Raw genomic sequence first — 16,473 nt, 5'->3', positions numbered from 1 at the left:
GGGGGTGGGTGGCCTTTGTGGGGCCCTTGTTGGACGCGGGCAGACGTTGAGGACGGAGACGATTGCTGCGATCCATCAACGTTCGCATCGGGATTTGGAGCGCTGCGGCGAGGAGGCCAATTATGGAGTGCTTCCGGATCGATGAGAGCGGGTACACAGGGTATGATTTGCTTAACGCCGATCAGCGCTTTCAGGGCGCTAGTGCCATTGCGATAAGCAATGAAGACGCTGCGCTGCTGATCAAGGAACATTTCCCCAACCTTCAGGCAACGGAACTTAAGTACCGAACTTTGTCACGCCGTCCAAGCAACGCGACCAAGCTTCTAGCGCTGCAACGTGACTTACTAACTGCATACAAGTGCGTCACATACGTCTGCGATAAGCGGTTTCTGCTGGTGCTGATGTTTCTCGACTATGCCGTCGAGCCCTATTATTACGAGCGGGGCTTCAATTTTTATGAGAACGGGCAAAATTATGCCTTGGCCTCACTTTTGTTCTACGCAGGTCCAACCATCCTTGGCAAGGAGGAATTTGACGCACTACTTGCGGCGTTCCAGCGAGCTGTCAAACAGAAGACGCTTGGATCATTGATGGATTTGGTTTCCGCAGCGCGCAAAACGAGGTGGCGCGAGTTACCTGAAGCCTTAGGGCCATTGGCCCAATACGCAGCGCCCGAATGCCTTGAAGCAATAGCTACGCCAGGTGTCGATACGGATGCAGCATTGGTAGTGTTGCAGTCGCTGATCAGCCGCATGGAAGTTATGGCTGACGGACCTTACAGGGTAGAACACGACCAATCGAAGAACCTCCTCTCTTACCATGAGTTGCTTCAGCGCCTTATCGACCATGACGAGGTCGCCGAGTTCCGGCAATCAGAAATTGCCAGCCTCAAGTTTCCTCTGCAGCTTAAGGAGGTGAAGCAAGTCGACTCCAAATTGAGCCCGGCGGTGCAACTCGCCGACGTCATGATCGGGGCGGCAATCGAGGCAGCCAACAATCTCACGGGCCTGCGAACCGGCGGGCTCGACCCGGAAGCGCTGACCTCGCTTTACCGGGAAGGCCAGTTCATACATCTGCTACCGTCAATCGACTTCGAAGAGCAACGCCGCTTCCGGCAGGGGACGCAGGCTGCCGAAGTGATCGACTACTTTACGAACAACGTCTTCGGGCACCGGTCTGGTAAGGGTGGAGGGGAGGTTGGGTGACCAGCAAGCAGGGCGGCTGGCACCCGCCAGCACATCGCCACGCGATGGCCACAGGGCCAAGGCCGAGTACCTGCTGACCGCTGAGGCCAAGGGCGAACTCGGCCCGGAAATGCACATGCAAGCTATCTTGGGTTCAATGGTGCGGAACTAATCGGGGCTGGATCGGCCTTAAGAGCATCAAGCACGAGCCCGTGCGGGACGCAGGCATCTTCGATGGCGGGGGCCGGAGCCCATGTGGGGCCCCTGAGAAGTGCGCATGAGTTATGCTAGGAGCCTTTTGTTTCATACTGGGGGAACGACATGCCGAATGAAACGAGATCAGCGCGTCTTGCTGTCCTGATTGATGCGGATAATGCGTCGGCCAAGATCGCGGATGGCTTGTTCGAGGAGATCGCCAAGATCGGCGAAGCAAGCGTGCGTCGCTTATATGGAGATTTCTCCGGCCCCCATATGAAGGGATGGTCCGCCATTCTCTCAAAACATGCAATCATTCCCCAGCAGCAGTTTGCCTACACGCCCGGTAAGAATGCTTCAGACATTGCATTGGTGATCGACGCTATGGATTTGCTGCATAGCGGCAGGTTCGATGGGTTCTGTCTGGTGTCGTCTGATAGCGACTTCACACGCCTTGCCGCGCGCATCCGCGAGCAAGGTATCGACGCTTTCGGGTTTGGGGAGCAGAAAACACCTGAGAGTTTCCGTCAAGCCTGTCGGAGGTTCATCTATACGGAAAACCTCCTCCCAACCGCCGCAGCCAACGCCCCCGACGCAGCAAAACCCGAAAAGCCTCTTCAGCCCCCGAGCGCTGCCACACCAATCATTAGGAAAGTCATCGCTCAGATGGAAAGTGAAGATGGCTGGGTGGCGCTTGGCGGAGTAGGCAATCAGCTTGCCAATCTGGCATCTGATTTCGATCCGAGGACGTTCGGCTTCCGCAAGCTGAGCGATCTCGTCCGAAAGACCAATGCATTCGAAATCGAGCATGTCGAGGGAGGGGGTATGCGTATTCGCGTGAAAACGACATCATCCCCTAAGGAAGAGAAGCGATAAAGGCGCTGAGGGCGAGCGACGTTCGCGCAGATTGCGCCAAGCTACATGCAACTGTTAGCTATTTCCCGTAGCCGGCCTATCCACGAGTTTCTCGACCAATTGCCGAAGTTCCGAAGGCGTCGTGTGGCCGCCCACAATCTCGTGATAGCTGATGCCTGCCCGCCGCAGAGCTTCTTTTTTGACTGCGTCACGTGCGGCTGCTGTGCCTTGATGATGCGCGCGCCCTTGGTATTCGAGTGCATGTCGGGGCCGGCAGGCTTCGTCTACGAGAAGAAGGTCCACCCGCTTCGAATTGATGCAACTGTAGGCGCTGGCATCGGTGCTACGCAGAATTTCTCCCAGCGATACCTGGGCCATGACCTGCCACGCCGGATTGCAGTCGATCACCATCCGGTCAAGCTCCTTGAAGACCCGCACTTCGCTTCTGTTAAGGAGCGGCTGAATACTGAACTGAGCTCCCATGACAATTCGCAACTGATCTGCGGCATCAATGGGCTTAGGGGGTGGCGCATCCTTTCGCGGTCCCCAGATGTCGGCGGCGGTCTTGGCGACCACACGTTTTCGTTCCCAGCGCCAGCGGTTCCTTTCTTTCCATGCCTGCCGCTGCATCTTAGATAAAAACCGTTCCAGCGCCATGCCGGCGATGACGCCAGCTATTGCGACGGCGGCGAGCCGTATCGGATCAGCAAATTCGGGCGGCATGCAAAAATGCTACTCCGCAATGCAGATGGCTTCTGGCAATCTGACTTTCGCCATATCAGCAAAGCGTCAAGTATTGTGCAATGATCATTTTCCGCGACGGGCCAAGCCTGAATAGCCGTCGCTGTCCGAGGGCGCGGTAGCAGCCTCGGACGCGTCATGATAGTTGTCGGCGACGGGGCGAGGTGGGGCATCTCATTATGTCACGCATTTATATCCCGAGCACGGGACCGGATAACTGGCAAGCGTTGTTGGCTGATCCGAGCAAACACTGGCGGACCGGCTATTCCGCGCGGACACTCGCCCATTGCTGGGAACGGGCAAATGGTCTTCCACCAGAGATCGCCGCGATGTTCGACGGCCCGAGCGAACTGCTGCTTGCTCTTCCCGAGCACAAGGTTCCGCTGGCCGGTGGTCAGCGTCACAGTCAAAGCGACGTGTTCGCCCTTATACGCTTCGGCGAGAATACCTGCGCTGCCACAATTGAAGGGAAGGTCAACGAGCCGTTCGGCCCAACGGTCGGCGAATGGTTTGCGGACCCCTCTGATGGCAAACGCCTTCGCTTGCGTCAAATTTGCGACCTAATGGCCCTTGATGGCGTTCCGCCCATGGATATCCGCTATCAGTTGCTGCATCGAACGGCGTCAGCGCTCTTGGAAGCCAAGCGGTTCAAGACCGACGAAGCGGCGATGATCGTTCACACTTTTTCCGCCGCCCGAATGTGGTTCGATGACTTTGAGCGGTTCGCTGGGCTCTTCGGCAACACGGCGCGGCCGGATGAACCGATGGTCCTCGTCTTGAGAACTGGTCAGCGCCTCCGGCTCGGTTGGGCGACTGGAAATCCAGAACACCTCTTGCTTTGAACGTTCATCCGCCTGGAGCCAGAGCCTGCTCATTGGACGCAAGGCATCTCTGAGATCATTGCCTGGCTCACAACCAAAGGAAACCCATGCACTACGCAGCGATAGACGTTGGCTCTCCTGCAAAGGGGAACTTGGGCTGGTTTATCCTCGGTCCGGTTGTTGAGGAGGGTGGCACCGACCCTGACGCTCTAATAGATGCTATCGTGGAGGCTTCTCGACACGGCCCGCTCGTCCTTGGATTTGAAGCTCCAATGTACGTTCCCGCCGGCCGGCATGTCACAGCTCTATTAAAGGCGAGGCCAGGTGAAGGATCACGCGCATGGAGCGTTGCGGCAGGGGCAACGACGACTGCAATCGCTCTCGCTGTGGTCCCGTGGCTGCTCGACAGCATTTCCAAACGGTCTGTTGGGGCGCGAGCATGGCAAGATTGGAATAAGCTGCCCAAAAGCCCCGGAGAGATCGTTGTATTCGAAGCGTTTGTTTCCGGAGGTCCATCTGATGGCCATGTGGCAGACGCTCGCGCTGCCGCGATAGCAGCGAAAGCCGCGTTCGAAGACCAAAACCTGCCGATAGCCAGCGCGCTTGCAGACGAAGATTGCATGAGCTTGCTTGGTGCCGCGCTGCTTCACGCAGGGCTGACCGATGATATCTCAGAGCTGCATCGCCGGTGCTTGGTTGTGAGAGCGGCAAAGTCGGTCACCCCGCCTCCAACAGAGGCGATTGGTAATTCGACGGTCCAGCAGGTTCGGGCATGAACAATTTCGTCTTTCTAAACCTGCCCGAGAACTACCGCCTGGTTGATGCGTTGGCAGACGGCAAAAACGAACTTTGGTGGCGAACGACGCTGCTGAAACAGAAGATCGCCATGGGAGATCGCGTTTTTCTTTGGCAGGGCAAGGGCGGCCAAGAGATTTATCGCGGAGTACACGCGATTGCCGAGGTGATAGAGCGGCCGAGGCTGCTGCAATTTGAGGAGTTCGACAATTATTGGGTCGATGACGGTGAAAAGGCCGTTCAAGACGAACACACTCGCTTGCGGATCGTCGAACGAGCAGAGCGTGGTGGACACCTAAGGCAGAATGTCATTCTCCAATCGACAATTCTGCGCGACAGGGGCGTGTTCAGCGGTGCCCGAGGGATCAATTTCAACCTTACGGAAAAGGAAGCGGAAGAGCTTGTTCGTCTTTGGCATGAGCACGCCGGGGTCGTTGTCGATCCGACCCCAGATCAGCAATTGGTTCCAGTGGCGAACGACCCGGAAGACAAGAATGACGAAACAGCCCGAGATATGTTGGAAAGGGCTGCAACCAGCCTGCTGGGCAAGTCCCCGGCTGAGTTGGAGGCCCTACTCGCAAAGCCGAAGAAAGAGCGCGACGGAAAGCTTTTGCCCATTAAGGTAGCTGGTCGGGCACGCGACCCCGTCGTTATTGCCTATGCCAGGATCAGAGCAAGCAATGCTTGCGAAGTAGATGGCTGCACAATTCCGTTGTTCGTGACCTCGAACGGCGTCCCGTTTGTCGAGGTGCATCACATCCGCCCTCTTGGGAAAGGCGGAGCGGACAGCATCAACAATGTGGCGTGCGTCTGCCCGTCCCATCATCGTGAGGCTCATCACGGCAAGCGGGCTGATGCAATTCAAGCGGAGCTGACTAAGCTACGAAGCTCATAATCCGCGATAGCCCTCGATGAGCGGATGTTTCGAAGGCAGCTCATGATGTGGTCTGCCTTGCAGGAGGTAAAGCCGCAGGTGACGGTTCGCTTGTCGACGGACTCGACTTTGACCCCGTCGCCGTCGGTGCCTCTGTGGTCGGAGCCTCAGCCTTCTTCCGTTTGCGAGACGGCACGTTGCCTTCGAGCTTTTTTGCTTCCGCATCCAGACGGCTGCGGCGAGACGGTGCCACAAACGCCTCGAACACAAAGTGTTCTAAGATTTCTGCCAGCGTTTCCAACTCCTTGGGCTTTGGCTTCCAACCCCGATGCACCGACGCGCTTCCAGCATCTACCAGCAGTGCCAAACGGTCCTTGTCGACGCCGCCAATCTTTTGAAGCCGGACCAATTCGTCCAGTTTCTTGGCAAATGGGAGGTTGTCTTCGACCCCGAGCAAAATAGCAGCCACGTCGAAACACGTTCGCATACCGATTGCCGCCAGGATAGGGAGGTCAGCATCCAGCGCTCCGTAAACTTCCCTGATAGCCTGCTCAAGTTCGTCCGCGTCGCCAATGTGGACACCAAAATCGTCCAACCACTCAGGTTTTTGCCTTTTGGATAACGCAGGCCAATATGAAAGTGTTTCGATATGCTCGCTATCGGGTTCGCCCAACTCATTGTAGAATTGATGGATATTCTCGGAGTCAGCCGAAGATTTCTGGACGAAAATGTGATCGCAGCCACGGCATTGTAGAATATACCAATCGATCCACCACTGAATGTAGCCGTCGCCTTCCTGGCCATAATCCTTGTGATGTCCACGCACATCACAATTGCGCATGCCTCTGCACTCGGAACAAAACGCTTTGCGGATCACAGTGGCCGTTTCAGTCATCGTGCCTTCGCAGGTCGAACCGCTAGTTGCAGGGTGGGCGAGATCGTTCTGCAAGTGCTGCCGTTCGATGTCAACGTCCGTTCCGGGATCGCCCCGGCCAATTCCCAGCGTCGCCTTCATCTGGACCAAACGGCACTCTCTGCCTATGAAATGGGACAGCGCCTTCAGGTTGGCGCATGTTTCAGGATGTAGTTCCAATTCATGTCGACCCTTTCCCAGCAGAGCCTTGAACGCCATTTGTGGCAGGCGGCGGACATCCTTCGCGGCACCGTCGATGCGGCCGACTACAAGCAGTACATTTTCGGCCTGCTGTTTTTTAAGCGGCTCTGCGACGTATGGGACGAAGAGTTCGAGGCCCTGCTAGCCGAGACCGGCGACCGCGAGGAAGCTGCTGATCCTGACGAGCATCGCTTCCACATCCCGAAGGAACATCGCTGGGATGCCGTTCGGCGGCAATCAACGCAGATCGGCCAGCGGCTCAACAATGCTCTGAACGCCATCGAAGATGCCAACATCCGGCTGCGCGGCGTGTTTGGCGATGTGGACTTCGCCAATCAGGATCGCTTTTCAGATGCCCTGCTTGAAAAGCTTCTCGCGCATTTCGAGAAGCACCGCCTGCGCAATGCGGATGTGCCCGCTGACATGCTGGGCGATGCCTACCTCTATCTCATCAAGATGTTCGCCGAAGGCGCGGGCAAGAAGGGCGGCGAGTTCTACACGCCGCGCCAGATTGTCCGGCTTATGGTTGAGATCGTCGAGCCGCGCCCTGGTATGTCGATCTACGATCCCACTTGCGGCTCTGCCGGCATGTTGTTGGAGGCGGTGCAGTATCTGAAGGACCGGGGCGAAGATGCGCGCACCCTGTCGCTCTACGGGCAGGAAAAGAACTTCGCGACATGGGGCATCGCCGAGATTAACCTTTTCCTGCACAACGTCGACGACGCCTTCATCGCCAAGGGAGACACGATCCTTTCCCCTAAGCGGTATGACCCCAAAGCCCGCGAGTTCGTCGAGGGCATCGGGGCTTATGACCGGGTACTCGCCAATCCGCCCTTTTCGGAAAAGGTGTGGGGCTACGAGGTCTGGCAGAACGGTGACCCGTTCGGGCGCGATGTCTATGGTTGCCCGCCCAGAGGCTATGGCGACCTGGCCTTCGTCCAGCACATGCTCGCCAGCCTGAAGAATGACGGGATGCTCGCGGTGGTGGTGCCGCATGGTGTGTTGTTCCGTGGCGGTGCCGAGGGGCGGATCAGGGAGGCCATGCTGGCCGCAGACGTGATTGAGGCGGTCGTAGGCGTTGCCCCAAACCTGTTTTATGGCGCTGGCATCCCTGCCGCTGTGCTGGTGTGCCGCAAAAAAAAGCCTGCCGAGCGCCGGGGCAAGGTGCTGATCGTCAATGGTGATGCTACCTTCCAGCCGGGCAAAGCGCAGAACTTCCTGACCGACGGGCACGTTCGCACCCTGGCCGATGCCGTCCATGGCTTTGCTGACATTGAAAAGCTGGCCCGCGTCGTCCCGGTCGGGGAGATCAGCTCGAATGGCCACAACCTCAACATCAGCCGCTATGTACAGACCGGTGCGGATGCCGAAGCAGTCAATGTCGCGGCGGAAGTAGCTAAGCTTCGAGACCTGATCTCCAAGCGCAACGAGGCCGAGGCCGTGATGTTTGGGCACCTTCAGAGGCTTGGCTATGTCCTGTGAGGTGCCAGAGGGGTGGCTTGAGATTCCCCTTTCCGACTGCTTGGAAGACTTCCGCAACGGTTGGACCTACGACACGCGAGCATTGGATGGCACGGTGCCGATGACGCGCATTGAAACCATCTCAAGCGGTCAGATTGATTACGACCGCATTGGCTTTGCTCAACCGGACGAGAGGATAGAGGCATTCAAGCTGCGCCGAAATGACATCTTGTTCAGCCACATCAACAGCGTCGAACACATAGCAAAGGTTGCTATCAAAAAGGATGAGCGCGCGCTCTATCACGGCATGAACCTGATGCGCTTGAGGCCAAACGCTCAGGTAGTTCCGCATTTCCTTTTTGCTCGACTGCAGTCCGATGAAACACGAGATCATTTCCGGGCGACATGCAAAAGAGCGGTAAATCAGGCAAGCCTAAACAAGGGCGAAATCGGAAGTTACCGTTTTCTTTTCCCGCCCATCGACGAGCAGCATCGGATCGCCGAGGTGCTGCGGTCGGTAGATGAGGTGATTGCGAGAACACAGGCCGTGTATGATGCTGCCGTAGCCACACAGCACGCAGCCTTCGCGACGTTCTTGAGCAGTGGTGATCGGTCCAATGAAAGCCATGTGATTGCGGGATGGACCACTGGCAGGATCGACAGAGTAGAGAGGCTTCCGAAAGGGTGGCAGATCGTAAAGCTGGTCGAAGTGGCGCGACTGGAGAGCGGGCATACGCCGGATCGCAAAAAGCCTCAATATTGGGACGGTGGGGATGTGGGATGGATTTCGCTTCACGACACACAAAATCTCGAAAAAACCGACATTGCCGAGACTGAAATGCGGATCACGCGGGCTGGGCTGGCTAATTCGTCTGCTCGCCTGTTGCCGGCTGGAACGGTTTGCTTTTCGAGAACGGCGACAGTGGGAAAATGCGTCATCATGGCGAGGTCGATGGCCACAAGCCAAGATTTTGCAAACTTCGTCTGCTCTGAGAACCTGAACAACCGCTATCTATTGCACCTGATGCGCTGGATGCAGCCGGTGTGGAAGTCTTTGGCAAGCGGCAGCACTCACCAAACAATTTACATGCCCACGTTCAAGGCCTTGCAGATTGTCCTTCCTACGCTTGTCGATCAGGACACAATTGCGGAAGCCATGGATGGCTTTGTAAACGCCATTGATGGTTACGCAGAGGAATTGGACCGCCTTCGGAACATGAAGTCGTCGTTGATGTCGGACCTCCTCTCCGGTCGCGTGCGGGTGCCTGGATGAGCGAATACCGCCTTGCCGAGAAGGCGGCGCTCGATGCGCTGGCAGCGCTGGGCTGGCAGATGCTATCCCCGGCCACGGCCTTGGCGATGCGTGAGGAGGATAACCGCGTCATTCTCAAGCCCGTGCTGGTGGAGGCGCTGCGCGCGTTGAACAGCATCGGCGCTGAAGATGCCGAGGCAATCTACAATGACCTCGCCACGGTTTCCGACAACGAGGAATGGCAGCGGAAGCTGCGCGGTGGCTATTCCCGCCGCCGAACCGGCGAGAACCGCGATAGCCAAATAGCGCTGATGGACTTCAAGCAGCCGGGCCGCAATCGCTTCCATGCCGTTCGACAATTCCGTGTTGTCGCCCAGCGTCCCCGTGTGCCCGACATCGTGCTGTTCGTGAACGGTATCCCGCTGGTGGTGATCGAGGCAAAGTCGCCGCTCAAAGCCACAGCTAAGGCCGAGGAAGCCTTCGAGCAAATTAAGCAGTATGAGCGGGACATCCCCCGGCTGTTCTATCCCAATGCCTTCAACCTCGTGACCGATGGCATGACCACGCTGCATGGTGCGACAGGCGCGCCCTCGCAGTTCTATGCGCCTTGGCCTGACGCTTGGCCCCGCCACCGCGACGAGTTTCCAGACGATCTCGCCAAGGATTTATGGTGCCTGTGTGAACCTTCCCACCTGCTTGACTTGCTTGCCCACTTCATCGTGTTCGAGATCGACGCGGAAACAGGCCGGAAGATCAAGAAGGTCTGTCGATATCAACAGTTCCGGGCGGTCAACAAAGCCGTCGAGCGCGTTGCGGAGGGGAAGCATCGCAGGGGGCTGATCTGGCACACGCAAGGCTCTGGCAAGAGCCTGACCATGGTGTTCCTGGCTCTCAAGCTCAAGACCCATTTGACACTCGACGCGCCGACGCTCGCTAACCCGAACATCCTCGTGCTGACTGACCGGATCGACCTCGACGACCAGATCAGCAAAACGTTCGTTGCCTGCGGTTTGCCTAACCCTACGCAGTGCGGATCGGTCGCGGCGCTGCGCGAGGCGGTGAACCGGGGAGGCAACGGGCAAATTCTGCTCTCCACTATCTTCAAGTTCGCCGGATCGAAAGACCCGATCCCCAATTCGGCCGACTGGATCGTGCTGGTGGACGAGTGCCATCGCACGCAGGAAAAGGACTTGGGCGCTTACCTGCAGGCGACCTTGCCCGACGCCCACTTCTACGGCTTCACGGGCACACCGATCAAATCGACCGATAAGGATACCTATGCTCGGTTCAGCATTGCAGGCGAAGGGTATCTGGACAAATACGGCATCGACGACGCAGTGCGGGACGGGGCAACCGTGCCGATCCTCTATGAGGGCCGCAAAGCCGACTGGGCGATCAACGAGGCCGAGATAGACATCCTGTTCGACCGCTGGTTCGTGGACCTGGCGGATGACAAGCGCGAAGAACTGAAGCGCAAGGGACTGACGGTCGCCACAGTAGCCAAGCATCCGGAACGCACCCGGCTGATCGCGATGGACATCTGGGAGCACTTCAAGACCGTCTGCCAACCGGACGGCTTCAAGGCGCAGATCGTGGCCGTGGACCGCGAGGCAGTGATCCTCTACCGCTCGGCACTATCGGCCGTGATTGCCGCCGATCTGGAACGTGGCGGCGTGGAGGCAGAGATGGCGAAGGCCAAGGCCGAGGCGATGATCGCCTGCGTCTATTCCAAAAGCCAAGAGGACAACAAACCCTCCGAAAACCCGGAGGTAGCCGCGCTGCGCGCCGGGCTGGAAGCGCACTACCTCGACGATGCTGCCGAGAAGGACGTGAAGAAGCGGTTCAAGGCGTTCGGACAGCAGCCGAGCTTCCTGATCGTCTGCGATAAGCTGCTGACTGGCTTCGACGCTCCCATCGAGCACGTCATGTATCTGGACAAGCCGCTGAAGGAGCACAACCTGCTTCAGGCCATCGCGCGGACCAACCGAACCTGCGCGATTAAGCTGACGAACGGGGGCGAGATCGAGAAGCCCAACGGGCGCATCGTCGATTACATCGGCGTCACCGCCCATCTTGACGAGGCGCTGAAGTCCTACCGCTCCGAGGATGTCGAAAACGCGATGCGTGATATCGCCATCCTGCGCAATGATCTCAAGGAAGTCCACGCCCGCTACCGTGCGCAGAAGCGCGCTATGGGCCTGGAGGGCATGGATGAGAAAGCCGCCGCATATGCCGCCGCCAAGCTGGCAGCCGGGGGACAGGAGGACGATTGGTTCGATCTCCAGCGTCTGACCCGGAATTTCATCAAGGTCTATGGCGACTTGTCACCGGACCCGGCCATCCTTGAGTTCACCGCCGAAGTCAGATGGGCTTCCGCTTTCTTGCGGTTAGCAACGCAGGCAATCAGCAAGGACGAGAGCCTCGACCACCGGAGCTATTCGGGCAAGATCAGGGAGATGCTGGAGCAGCATGTCCATGTCACCGGCCTTTCGACGACGATCCGCCTGCGCAACATCACCGATCCGAATTTCGCCGACGACTTCGCTACCGACGGCAAGGCCGAACCGGAATTGCATGAGGCGTTCATTCGCAAGTCCGCCGAGCTTCGCCGCGTCACCCGCGAACTGGTGGACAAGAACCCGGCCCAGTACGGACGCTTCTCCGAGCGGGTACTGGAGATCATTCGCCGTTTCGAGGAAGGTCAGCTCGCCGCCGCCGACGGCCTGCGCGATTTCCAAGGGCTGACCGGCGATATCGAAGCAGAGCAGGGCGCGCACGCCGAGCTGGGCATGGACGAGAACGCCTTTTCGATCCTACGCATCATCGAAGCCATCGTGCCCGACACTAACCACGCCACCTTGCAAGACGCGGCCATCGGCATTGGTGCAGTCTATTCCGAGGCCGCCGCGACGCAGCCCGCCTTCGCCCAGATGGAGGCCTACCTGCGTTCCTTGCGCCAGCAGGTCCGGCGCATCCTGGCAGAGCACGACATCGGCGAAACTAAGGTGATCCGCGAGAAGGTCGAGGATTTCGCCATCCATGCCTATGGGGGCGCTGCCTGATGCCGACGCTTCAGATCGGCCGAAAGCAAATTCCCTACGAGCTTCGCCGCTCGGCTCAAGCATTGGAACGCCGCATCACCGTCACGCCGGGCCATGTCGAGGTACTGGCGCTCACCAGCGACGACGACGACGACATTGCAAGCTTTTTAGAACGCAAGCGGCAGTGGGTCTTCAACACCGTTCGCGAGATGGAGCGGATCACCTCAGACCGGCATGCCGTGCCTCGTTTCATGACCGGCTCGAAGATACCCTATCGGGGCCGCCGCATGCGCCTCACTGTTCGACGCACCGATGGCGACCGGATCGATCTGACTTTCCGCAACGGCTTCATTGTCGATCTTCCCACGTGGGCAGGCAGCGACGCCGACAAACTCGTCGCCCGCGAACTCAAGCTGTGGATCAAACGGCGCGTGCGGCGCGATGTGAAGGAGATCGCGGCAGACTACAAGACGCGGTTCGGACTTGCTCCTCGCTCGATCCGCGTCGGCGATTTCGCCAATGGCTGGGGATCATGCGGAGCTGAGGGCAACATCCTGATCAACTGGCATCTCGTTTTCGCTCCGAAGAAGGTCCTGGAGTATGTCATTGCCCATGAGCTGACGCATCTCCGGCACCGCTCGCACGGGCCTGCATTCTGGGATTTTCTGCGAACGATTGCGCCTGACTTCGAGGCGTCCAAGACATGGCTAGACGCCAATCAAGGAAGTCTGAGCGCGGAGTTCCTCGATATCTGAACAGATGGCATACGCAGAAGGCTGCTTGGCGTCGAAAACGCCCTCTAAGCGCGGGCTAAAGGTGCAGCCAGCGGTGCAGTCCGCTGGAGTTGTTGTCCAGAAAACTCAATCAAATCAGGTTGTTATGGAATTTATATGGCGGAGAGGGAGGGATTCGAACCCCCGATACCCTTGCGAGTATGCCGCATTTCGAGTGCGGTGCATTCGACCACTCTGCCACCTCTCCGCGAGGTCATGGTCGGCCGTTGCCGGCGCGGCGCACTAGATAACGGCTGACCGCCGCAGTTACAAGGCCCTAGTCGACCGATTTCCCGCTTCTTGAAAAAGCGTCGGCGAGGCGACGGACCGGCGCGCGGCCCGCGGCATGCTCAGGAGCAAGGGCCGCTCGCCTTGACTTCCTTGCGACCTTCGGTTAGGGACAGCCCGCATCCGGCGTGGGGCTTCTCCGCGCCGCTTGTTTTTTGAACCCGCAGACTGACAAAAAGACGGCCGAACCGCCTGAAGCGGTTCATCGAGGCCGACCGAACAGCGAAAGGCAAAAAATGTTCGCAGTCATCAAAACGGGCGGCAAGCAGTATCGCGTCGCCGCCAACGATCTGCTCAAGATCGAGAAAGTCGAAGCCAAGGTCGGCGAGATCGTCGAGATCGGCACTGTTCTCGCGCATGGCGAGGGTGAGAATGTCACCTTCGGCGCGCCGTTCGTCGATGGCGCTCTGGTCACGGCGGAAGTCGTCGAGCAGGGCAAGAACCGCACCGTCATCGCTTTCAAGAAGCGCCGCCGCCAGAATTCGCGCCGCAAGATCGGCCACCGCCAGCTTCTGACCACCGTCCGGATCTCCGAGATCCTGCTGGGCGGCGCCAAGCCGTCGAAGAAGGCCGCCGCCAAGGCTGAGGCCAAGGCGCCCGAAGCCAAGGCAGACGTCGCCGCCGAGGCGAAGGCCGAAGCCGCTCCGAAGGAGGCCAAGGCCAAGAAGGAAGCCAAGGCAGAGGCCGCCCCCAAGGAAGCTCCCGCCAGCGAAGAGGCCAAGGCCGCGCCGCTGTTCAAGGCACCGAAGGGCGAGCCGGACGATTTGACCGTGATCAAGGGCATCGGTCCCGTCGCGGCGAAGGATCTCGCCGAGCAGGGCATCGTCACCTTTGCGCAGCTGGCCAAGCTGACCGAGAAGGATGTCGCCAAGATCGACGAGCACATGCCGTTCAGCGCCGACCAGATCAAGGATTGGCGCGAGCAGGCCAAGGAGCTGGCGAAAAAGAAGTAAGGACGGTCGGCGATAATCGTCGCCGGTACGCACTTGAAACGGAACGCGAACGCGTTCATAAGACCATTCAAGCGCCTCAGGGCGCATCGGAGTTAGTTAGATGGCACACAAGAAAGCTGGCGGTTCGTCGCGCAACGGTCGCGATTCGCACTCCAAGCGTCTCGGCGTGAAAAAGTTCGGTGGCGAAGCCGTCGTCGCCGGCAACATCATCATTCGTCAGCGCGGCACGCAATGGCATCCGGGCACCAACGTTGGCATGGGCACGGACCACACCCTTTTTGCGCTCGAAGCCGGCGCAGTCACCTTCAACAAAAAAGCCAACGGCCGAACCTACGTCTCGGTAAACCCGATCACCAAAGCAGCGGAGTAGCCGGTTCCGCACCATAACACCGGCGCCCATCTCGGGAACCGGTGTCTGGCCAGGCCAGGAAAAGGATCAGGAGAGATGGGCTTCCATCTCTCCTTTTTCATTTTTCTTTGCCCTGGAGGACTAAAATGGTTGCCGAAGCGAAAGACACCGAAGACGAAAGTTACGCGATCGATTGCCCGGTGCTCGCCACCGAGCGCCTGGTCATGCGCGCTCCGCGCGAGAGCGATCTCGCTCAACTCGTCGCTCTGGCCGACAACCGTCACGTCGCCGAAATGCTGGCCCGCATGCCGCATCCTTACGGCGAAGCCGAGGCCCGCGCCTTCCTCGCCATGGCCTCGTCGCGCCGCGCCGGCATCGCCTATGCGCTGACTCTCGCCGGCACCGGCACTTTCGTCGGCTGCGCGGGGTTGAATACCACCGATCGCGGGCTGGAGCTGGGCTACTGGATCGGCGAGCCTTACTGGAAGCGCGGCTATGCGACCGAGGCGGCGCACGCGCTGGTCGACCTTGCCTTCCAGAAGACCTCGATCCAGGTGCTGCATGCCTCGACCAGGGTCATCAATCCGGCATCGCGCCGCGTCATCCACAAGTGCGGCTTTCAGTATGCCGGCCAGGGCATGCTGAACTCGATCGTCGCCGGCCAGGTGCCGGTCGAGCGCTACCGGCTGGACCGCAAGACCTGGACGAGCCTGCGCAACTGGGTGCACTTCTAGGCATGTTGAAATTCAGGTGAGGCCGGCCTGCAAATGACGGTTTCCTGCGCTTCCGGTGCTCGCGTACTTGCAGTACGCTCCGCTCCGGTTCCCGGAAGCCGTCATTTTCGGCTCAGCCTGACCTGAATAGCAACACGCCTAGGCGTCGGCGCTCAGAGACGACTCAACCCAATTCGACCCAGACCGGCAGGTGGTCCGATCCACGCGCCTGCCGGTCGGCCCACAGGCGCTTCAGCGAGCCGGCGAGCGAAGCGCTGGTGAAGACGTAGTCGATGCATTTGTGGCGGCCCGCATCGTTGGGACGATTGGGGTCGATCCAGGTGAAGAGGCCGGAAACGTCCAAGCGCTGGGCGACATCGACGGCGAGATCGGCGGTGAGCGGCATGCCGAATTCATGGTCCGGGCGTCCGGCGAGTTCGACATATTCGGGCGATCCGGGCAGCATGTTGAAGTCGCCCATGACGATGAAGGCTTCCGGATAGGGCAGGTCCGGCAGGCCGATTTCGGGAATGCCGGAAAGGCCGCCGCCTTCCAGCGCGTAGTTGAGCAGGCGCTGGCGCAGGAAACGGATCTGGCTCTGACGCTCGACGGGGCTGCGGTGGTCGAGATGGGTGGAATAGAAGCGGATGAAGCCGAGCGGCGTCTCGATCAGCGCCTCCAGGGCGCCGCGCTGGAAGTTCATCCGCTCCAGGCTGCGGCTGCGCGGCAGAAGGAGATTACGCGACAGATGAATGGGCGTCTTCGACAGCACCATGTTGCCGAGCTGGAAGGTGCGGGTGACGGCGCGGCCGGCATCCAGGCGCGAGCCGATATTGACCTCGAAATTGCTGGCATAGGCGACAAAATAGTCCGGCAGCGCCTCGCCGATCTCGGCCACCATGTCGCGGTCGCCGTTGCGCGGGTTGTTGCGGGTGACTTCCTGCAGGGCGATGACATCGGCGCCGCGCACCGCGTCGGCGATGCGGCCGACATCGTATTTGCCGTCGAGGCCGATGCCATACTGGATATTGTAAGTGACAAGCTTCATTCGCCCCTCCCGGTCT

14 protein-coding genes and 1 tRNA gene are annotated in these 16,473 nt (G+C 59.2%); 11 read left to right on the top strand and 4 right to left on the bottom strand.

The annotated features are described in order from the left end of the window. The first annotated feature begins 62 nt into the window (after positions 1-62). Together A9K66_RS03435 and A9K66_RS03430 are read left to right on the top strand one after the other, a co-directional pair. Positions 63-1,205: a DUF3800 domain-containing protein gene (locus tag A9K66_RS03435; RefSeq protein WP_245307366.1), complete on the top strand. Its 1,143-nt coding sequence runs from the start codon at positions 63-65 to the stop codon at positions 1,203-1,205. A 300-nt stretch (positions 1,206-1,505) separates the two neighbouring features. Continuing rightward, positions 1,506-2,255, top strand: a complete 750-nt coding sequence (locus A9K66_RS03430; RefSeq protein ID WP_067319586.1) for an NYN domain-containing protein — start codon at positions 1,506-1,508, stop codon at positions 2,253-2,255. 54 nt (positions 2,256-2,309) lie between these two features. Here A9K66_RS03430 and A9K66_RS03425 read toward each other — a convergent pair whose 3' ends face one another. After that, positions 2,310-2,957, bottom strand: a complete 648-nt coding sequence (locus A9K66_RS03425; RefSeq protein ID WP_067319584.1) for a DUF2726 domain-containing protein — start codon at positions 2,955-2,957, stop codon at positions 2,310-2,312. A 197-nt stretch (positions 2,958-3,154) separates the two neighbouring features. On the opposite strand from A9K66_RS03425, the gene A9K66_RS03420 reads away from it, so the two are divergent. Then, on the top strand, positions 3,155-3,817 hold the full coding sequence (locus tag A9K66_RS03420; RefSeq protein WP_067319583.1) for a hypothetical protein: 663 nt from the start codon (positions 3,155-3,157) through the stop codon (positions 3,815-3,817). Positions 3,818-4,568: 751 nt separating this feature from the next. Then, positions 4,569-5,486 carry an HNH endonuclease gene (locus A9K66_RS03410; protein ID WP_067319579.1) on the top strand — a complete coding sequence of 306 codons (918 nt, stop codon included), beginning with the start codon at positions 4,569-4,571 and terminating at the stop codon, positions 5,484-5,486. Positions 5,487-5,526: 40 nt separating this feature from the next. Here A9K66_RS03410 and A9K66_RS03405 read toward each other — a convergent pair whose 3' ends face one another. Then, complete coding sequence (locus tag A9K66_RS03405) at positions 5,527-6,480, bottom strand: DUF4145 domain-containing protein (RefSeq protein WP_067319577.1); 954 nt, start codon at positions 6,478-6,480, stop codon at positions 5,527-5,529. Positions 6,481-6,561: 81 nt separating this feature from the next. Between A9K66_RS03405 and A9K66_RS03400 the strand changes: the two genes are divergently transcribed. The 4 genes from A9K66_RS03400 to A9K66_RS03385 are packed head-to-tail and all read left to right on the top strand — an operon-like array spanning position 6,562 to position 13,088. Further along, a complete protein-coding gene (locus A9K66_RS03400) occupies positions 6,562-8,061 on the top strand; it encodes a class I SAM-dependent DNA methyltransferase (RefSeq protein ID WP_067319575.1) in 1,500 nt (499 codons plus the stop codon). Further along, complete coding sequence (locus A9K66_RS03395) at positions 8,051-9,313, top strand: restriction endonuclease subunit S (protein WP_067319573.1); 1,263 nt, start codon at positions 8,051-8,053, stop codon at positions 9,311-9,313. Before A9K66_RS03400 ends, A9K66_RS03395 begins: the two co-directional genes overlap by 11 nt. Next, positions 9,310-12,354 (top strand): type I restriction endonuclease subunit R, encoded by a 3,045-nt coding sequence (locus A9K66_RS03390; RefSeq protein WP_067319570.1) that lies wholly within the window; start codon positions 9,310-9,312, stop codon positions 12,352-12,354. The genes A9K66_RS03395 and A9K66_RS03390 overlap by 4 nt, the downstream gene beginning before the upstream one ends. After that, a complete protein-coding gene (locus tag A9K66_RS03385; RefSeq protein ID WP_067319568.1) occupies positions 12,354-13,088 on the top strand; it encodes a SprT family zinc-dependent metalloprotease in 735 nt (244 codons plus the stop codon). Before A9K66_RS03390 ends, A9K66_RS03385 begins: the two co-directional genes overlap by 1 nt. A gap of 136 nt (positions 13,089-13,224) precedes the next feature. On the opposite strand, the gene A9K66_RS03380 is transcribed toward A9K66_RS03385, so the two are convergent. Continuing rightward, positions 13,225-13,314: transfer RNA gene (locus A9K66_RS03380), tRNA-Ser, on the bottom strand. Between the two features lie 316 nt (positions 13,315-13,630). On the opposite strand from A9K66_RS03380, the gene rplU reads away from it, so the two are divergent. The 3 genes from rplU to A9K66_RS03365 all read left to right on the top strand — a co-directional run bounded on the left by rplU (position 13,631) and on the right by A9K66_RS03365 (position 15,430). Then, positions 13,631-14,347, top strand: a complete 717-nt coding sequence (gene rplU / locus A9K66_RS03375; RefSeq protein ID WP_067319566.1) for a 50S ribosomal protein L21 — start codon at positions 13,631-13,633, stop codon at positions 14,345-14,347. Positions 14,348-14,447: 100 nt separating this feature from the next. Further along, positions 14,448-14,717 (top strand): 50S ribosomal protein L27, encoded by a 270-nt coding sequence (rpmA, locus tag A9K66_RS03370; RefSeq protein WP_040991608.1) that lies wholly within the window; start codon positions 14,448-14,450, stop codon positions 14,715-14,717. Between the two features lie 125 nt (positions 14,718-14,842). Further along, positions 14,843-15,430, top strand: coding sequence for a GNAT family protein (locus A9K66_RS03365; protein ID WP_067319564.1), 588 nt, complete (start codon positions 14,843-14,845; stop codon positions 15,428-15,430). 163 nt (positions 15,431-15,593) lie between these two features. Here A9K66_RS03365 and A9K66_RS03360 read toward each other — a convergent pair whose 3' ends face one another. Next, positions 15,594-16,457 (bottom strand): endonuclease/exonuclease/phosphatase family protein, encoded by an 864-nt coding sequence (locus tag A9K66_RS03360; protein WP_067319561.1) that lies wholly within the window; start codon positions 16,455-16,457, stop codon positions 15,594-15,596. Positions 16,458-16,473: the final 16 nt, after the last annotated feature.

Origin of the sequence: Mesorhizobium sp. AA23, assembly GCF_001672435.1 — a bacterium.
Classification (GTDB): domain Bacteria; phylum Pseudomonadota; class Alphaproteobacteria; order Rhizobiales; family Rhizobiaceae; genus Mesorhizobium.
Note: the sequence above shows the minus strand (reverse complement) of the source record. Positions and strands in the feature narration are given on the sequence as shown.

Excerpts from the sequence above, each read along its gene's own strand:
- A9K66_RS03420 (WP_067319583.1), top strand. The coding sequence starts at position 3,155 with ATGTCACGCATTTATATCCCGAGCACGGGACCGGATAACTGGCAAGCG.
- A9K66_RS03400 (WP_067319575.1), top strand. The coding sequence starts at position 6,562 with ATGTCGACCCTTTCCCAGCAGAGCCTTGAACGCCATTTGTGGCAGGCG.
- A9K66_RS03430 (WP_067319586.1), top strand. The coding sequence starts at position 1,506 with ATGCCGAATGAAACGAGATCAGCGCGTCTTGCTGTCCTGATTGATGCG.
- A9K66_RS03395 (WP_067319573.1), top strand. The coding sequence starts at position 8,051 with ATGTCCTGTGAGGTGCCAGAGGGGTGGCTTGAGATTCCCCTTTCCGAC.
- A9K66_RS03410 (WP_067319579.1), top strand. The coding sequence starts at position 4,569 with ATGAACAATTTCGTCTTTCTAAACCTGCCCGAGAACTACCGCCTGGTT.
- A9K66_RS03360 (WP_067319561.1), bottom strand. The coding sequence starts at position 16,457 with ATGAAGCTTGTCACTTACAATATCCAGTATGGCATCGGCCTCGACGGC.
- rplU (WP_067319566.1), top strand. The coding sequence starts at position 13,631 with ATGTTCGCAGTCATCAAAACGGGCGGCAAGCAGTATCGCGTCGCCGCC.
- rpmA (WP_040991608.1), top strand. The coding sequence starts at position 14,448 with ATGGCACACAAGAAAGCTGGCGGTTCGTCGCGCAACGGTCGCGATTCG.
- A9K66_RS03385 (WP_067319568.1), top strand. The coding sequence starts at position 12,354 with ATGCCGACGCTTCAGATCGGCCGAAAGCAAATTCCCTACGAGCTTCGC.
- A9K66_RS03365 (WP_067319564.1), top strand. The coding sequence starts at position 14,843 with ATGGTTGCCGAAGCGAAAGACACCGAAGACGAAAGTTACGCGATCGAT.
- A9K66_RS03405 (WP_067319577.1), bottom strand. The coding sequence starts at position 6,480 with ATGAAGGCGACGCTGGGAATTGGCCGGGGCGATCCCGGAACGGACGTT.
- A9K66_RS03390 (WP_067319570.1), top strand. The coding sequence starts at position 9,310 with ATGAGCGAATACCGCCTTGCCGAGAAGGCGGCGCTCGATGCGCTGGCA.
- A9K66_RS03425 (WP_067319584.1), bottom strand. The coding sequence starts at position 2,957 with ATGCCGCCCGAATTTGCTGATCCGATACGGCTCGCCGCCGTCGCAATA.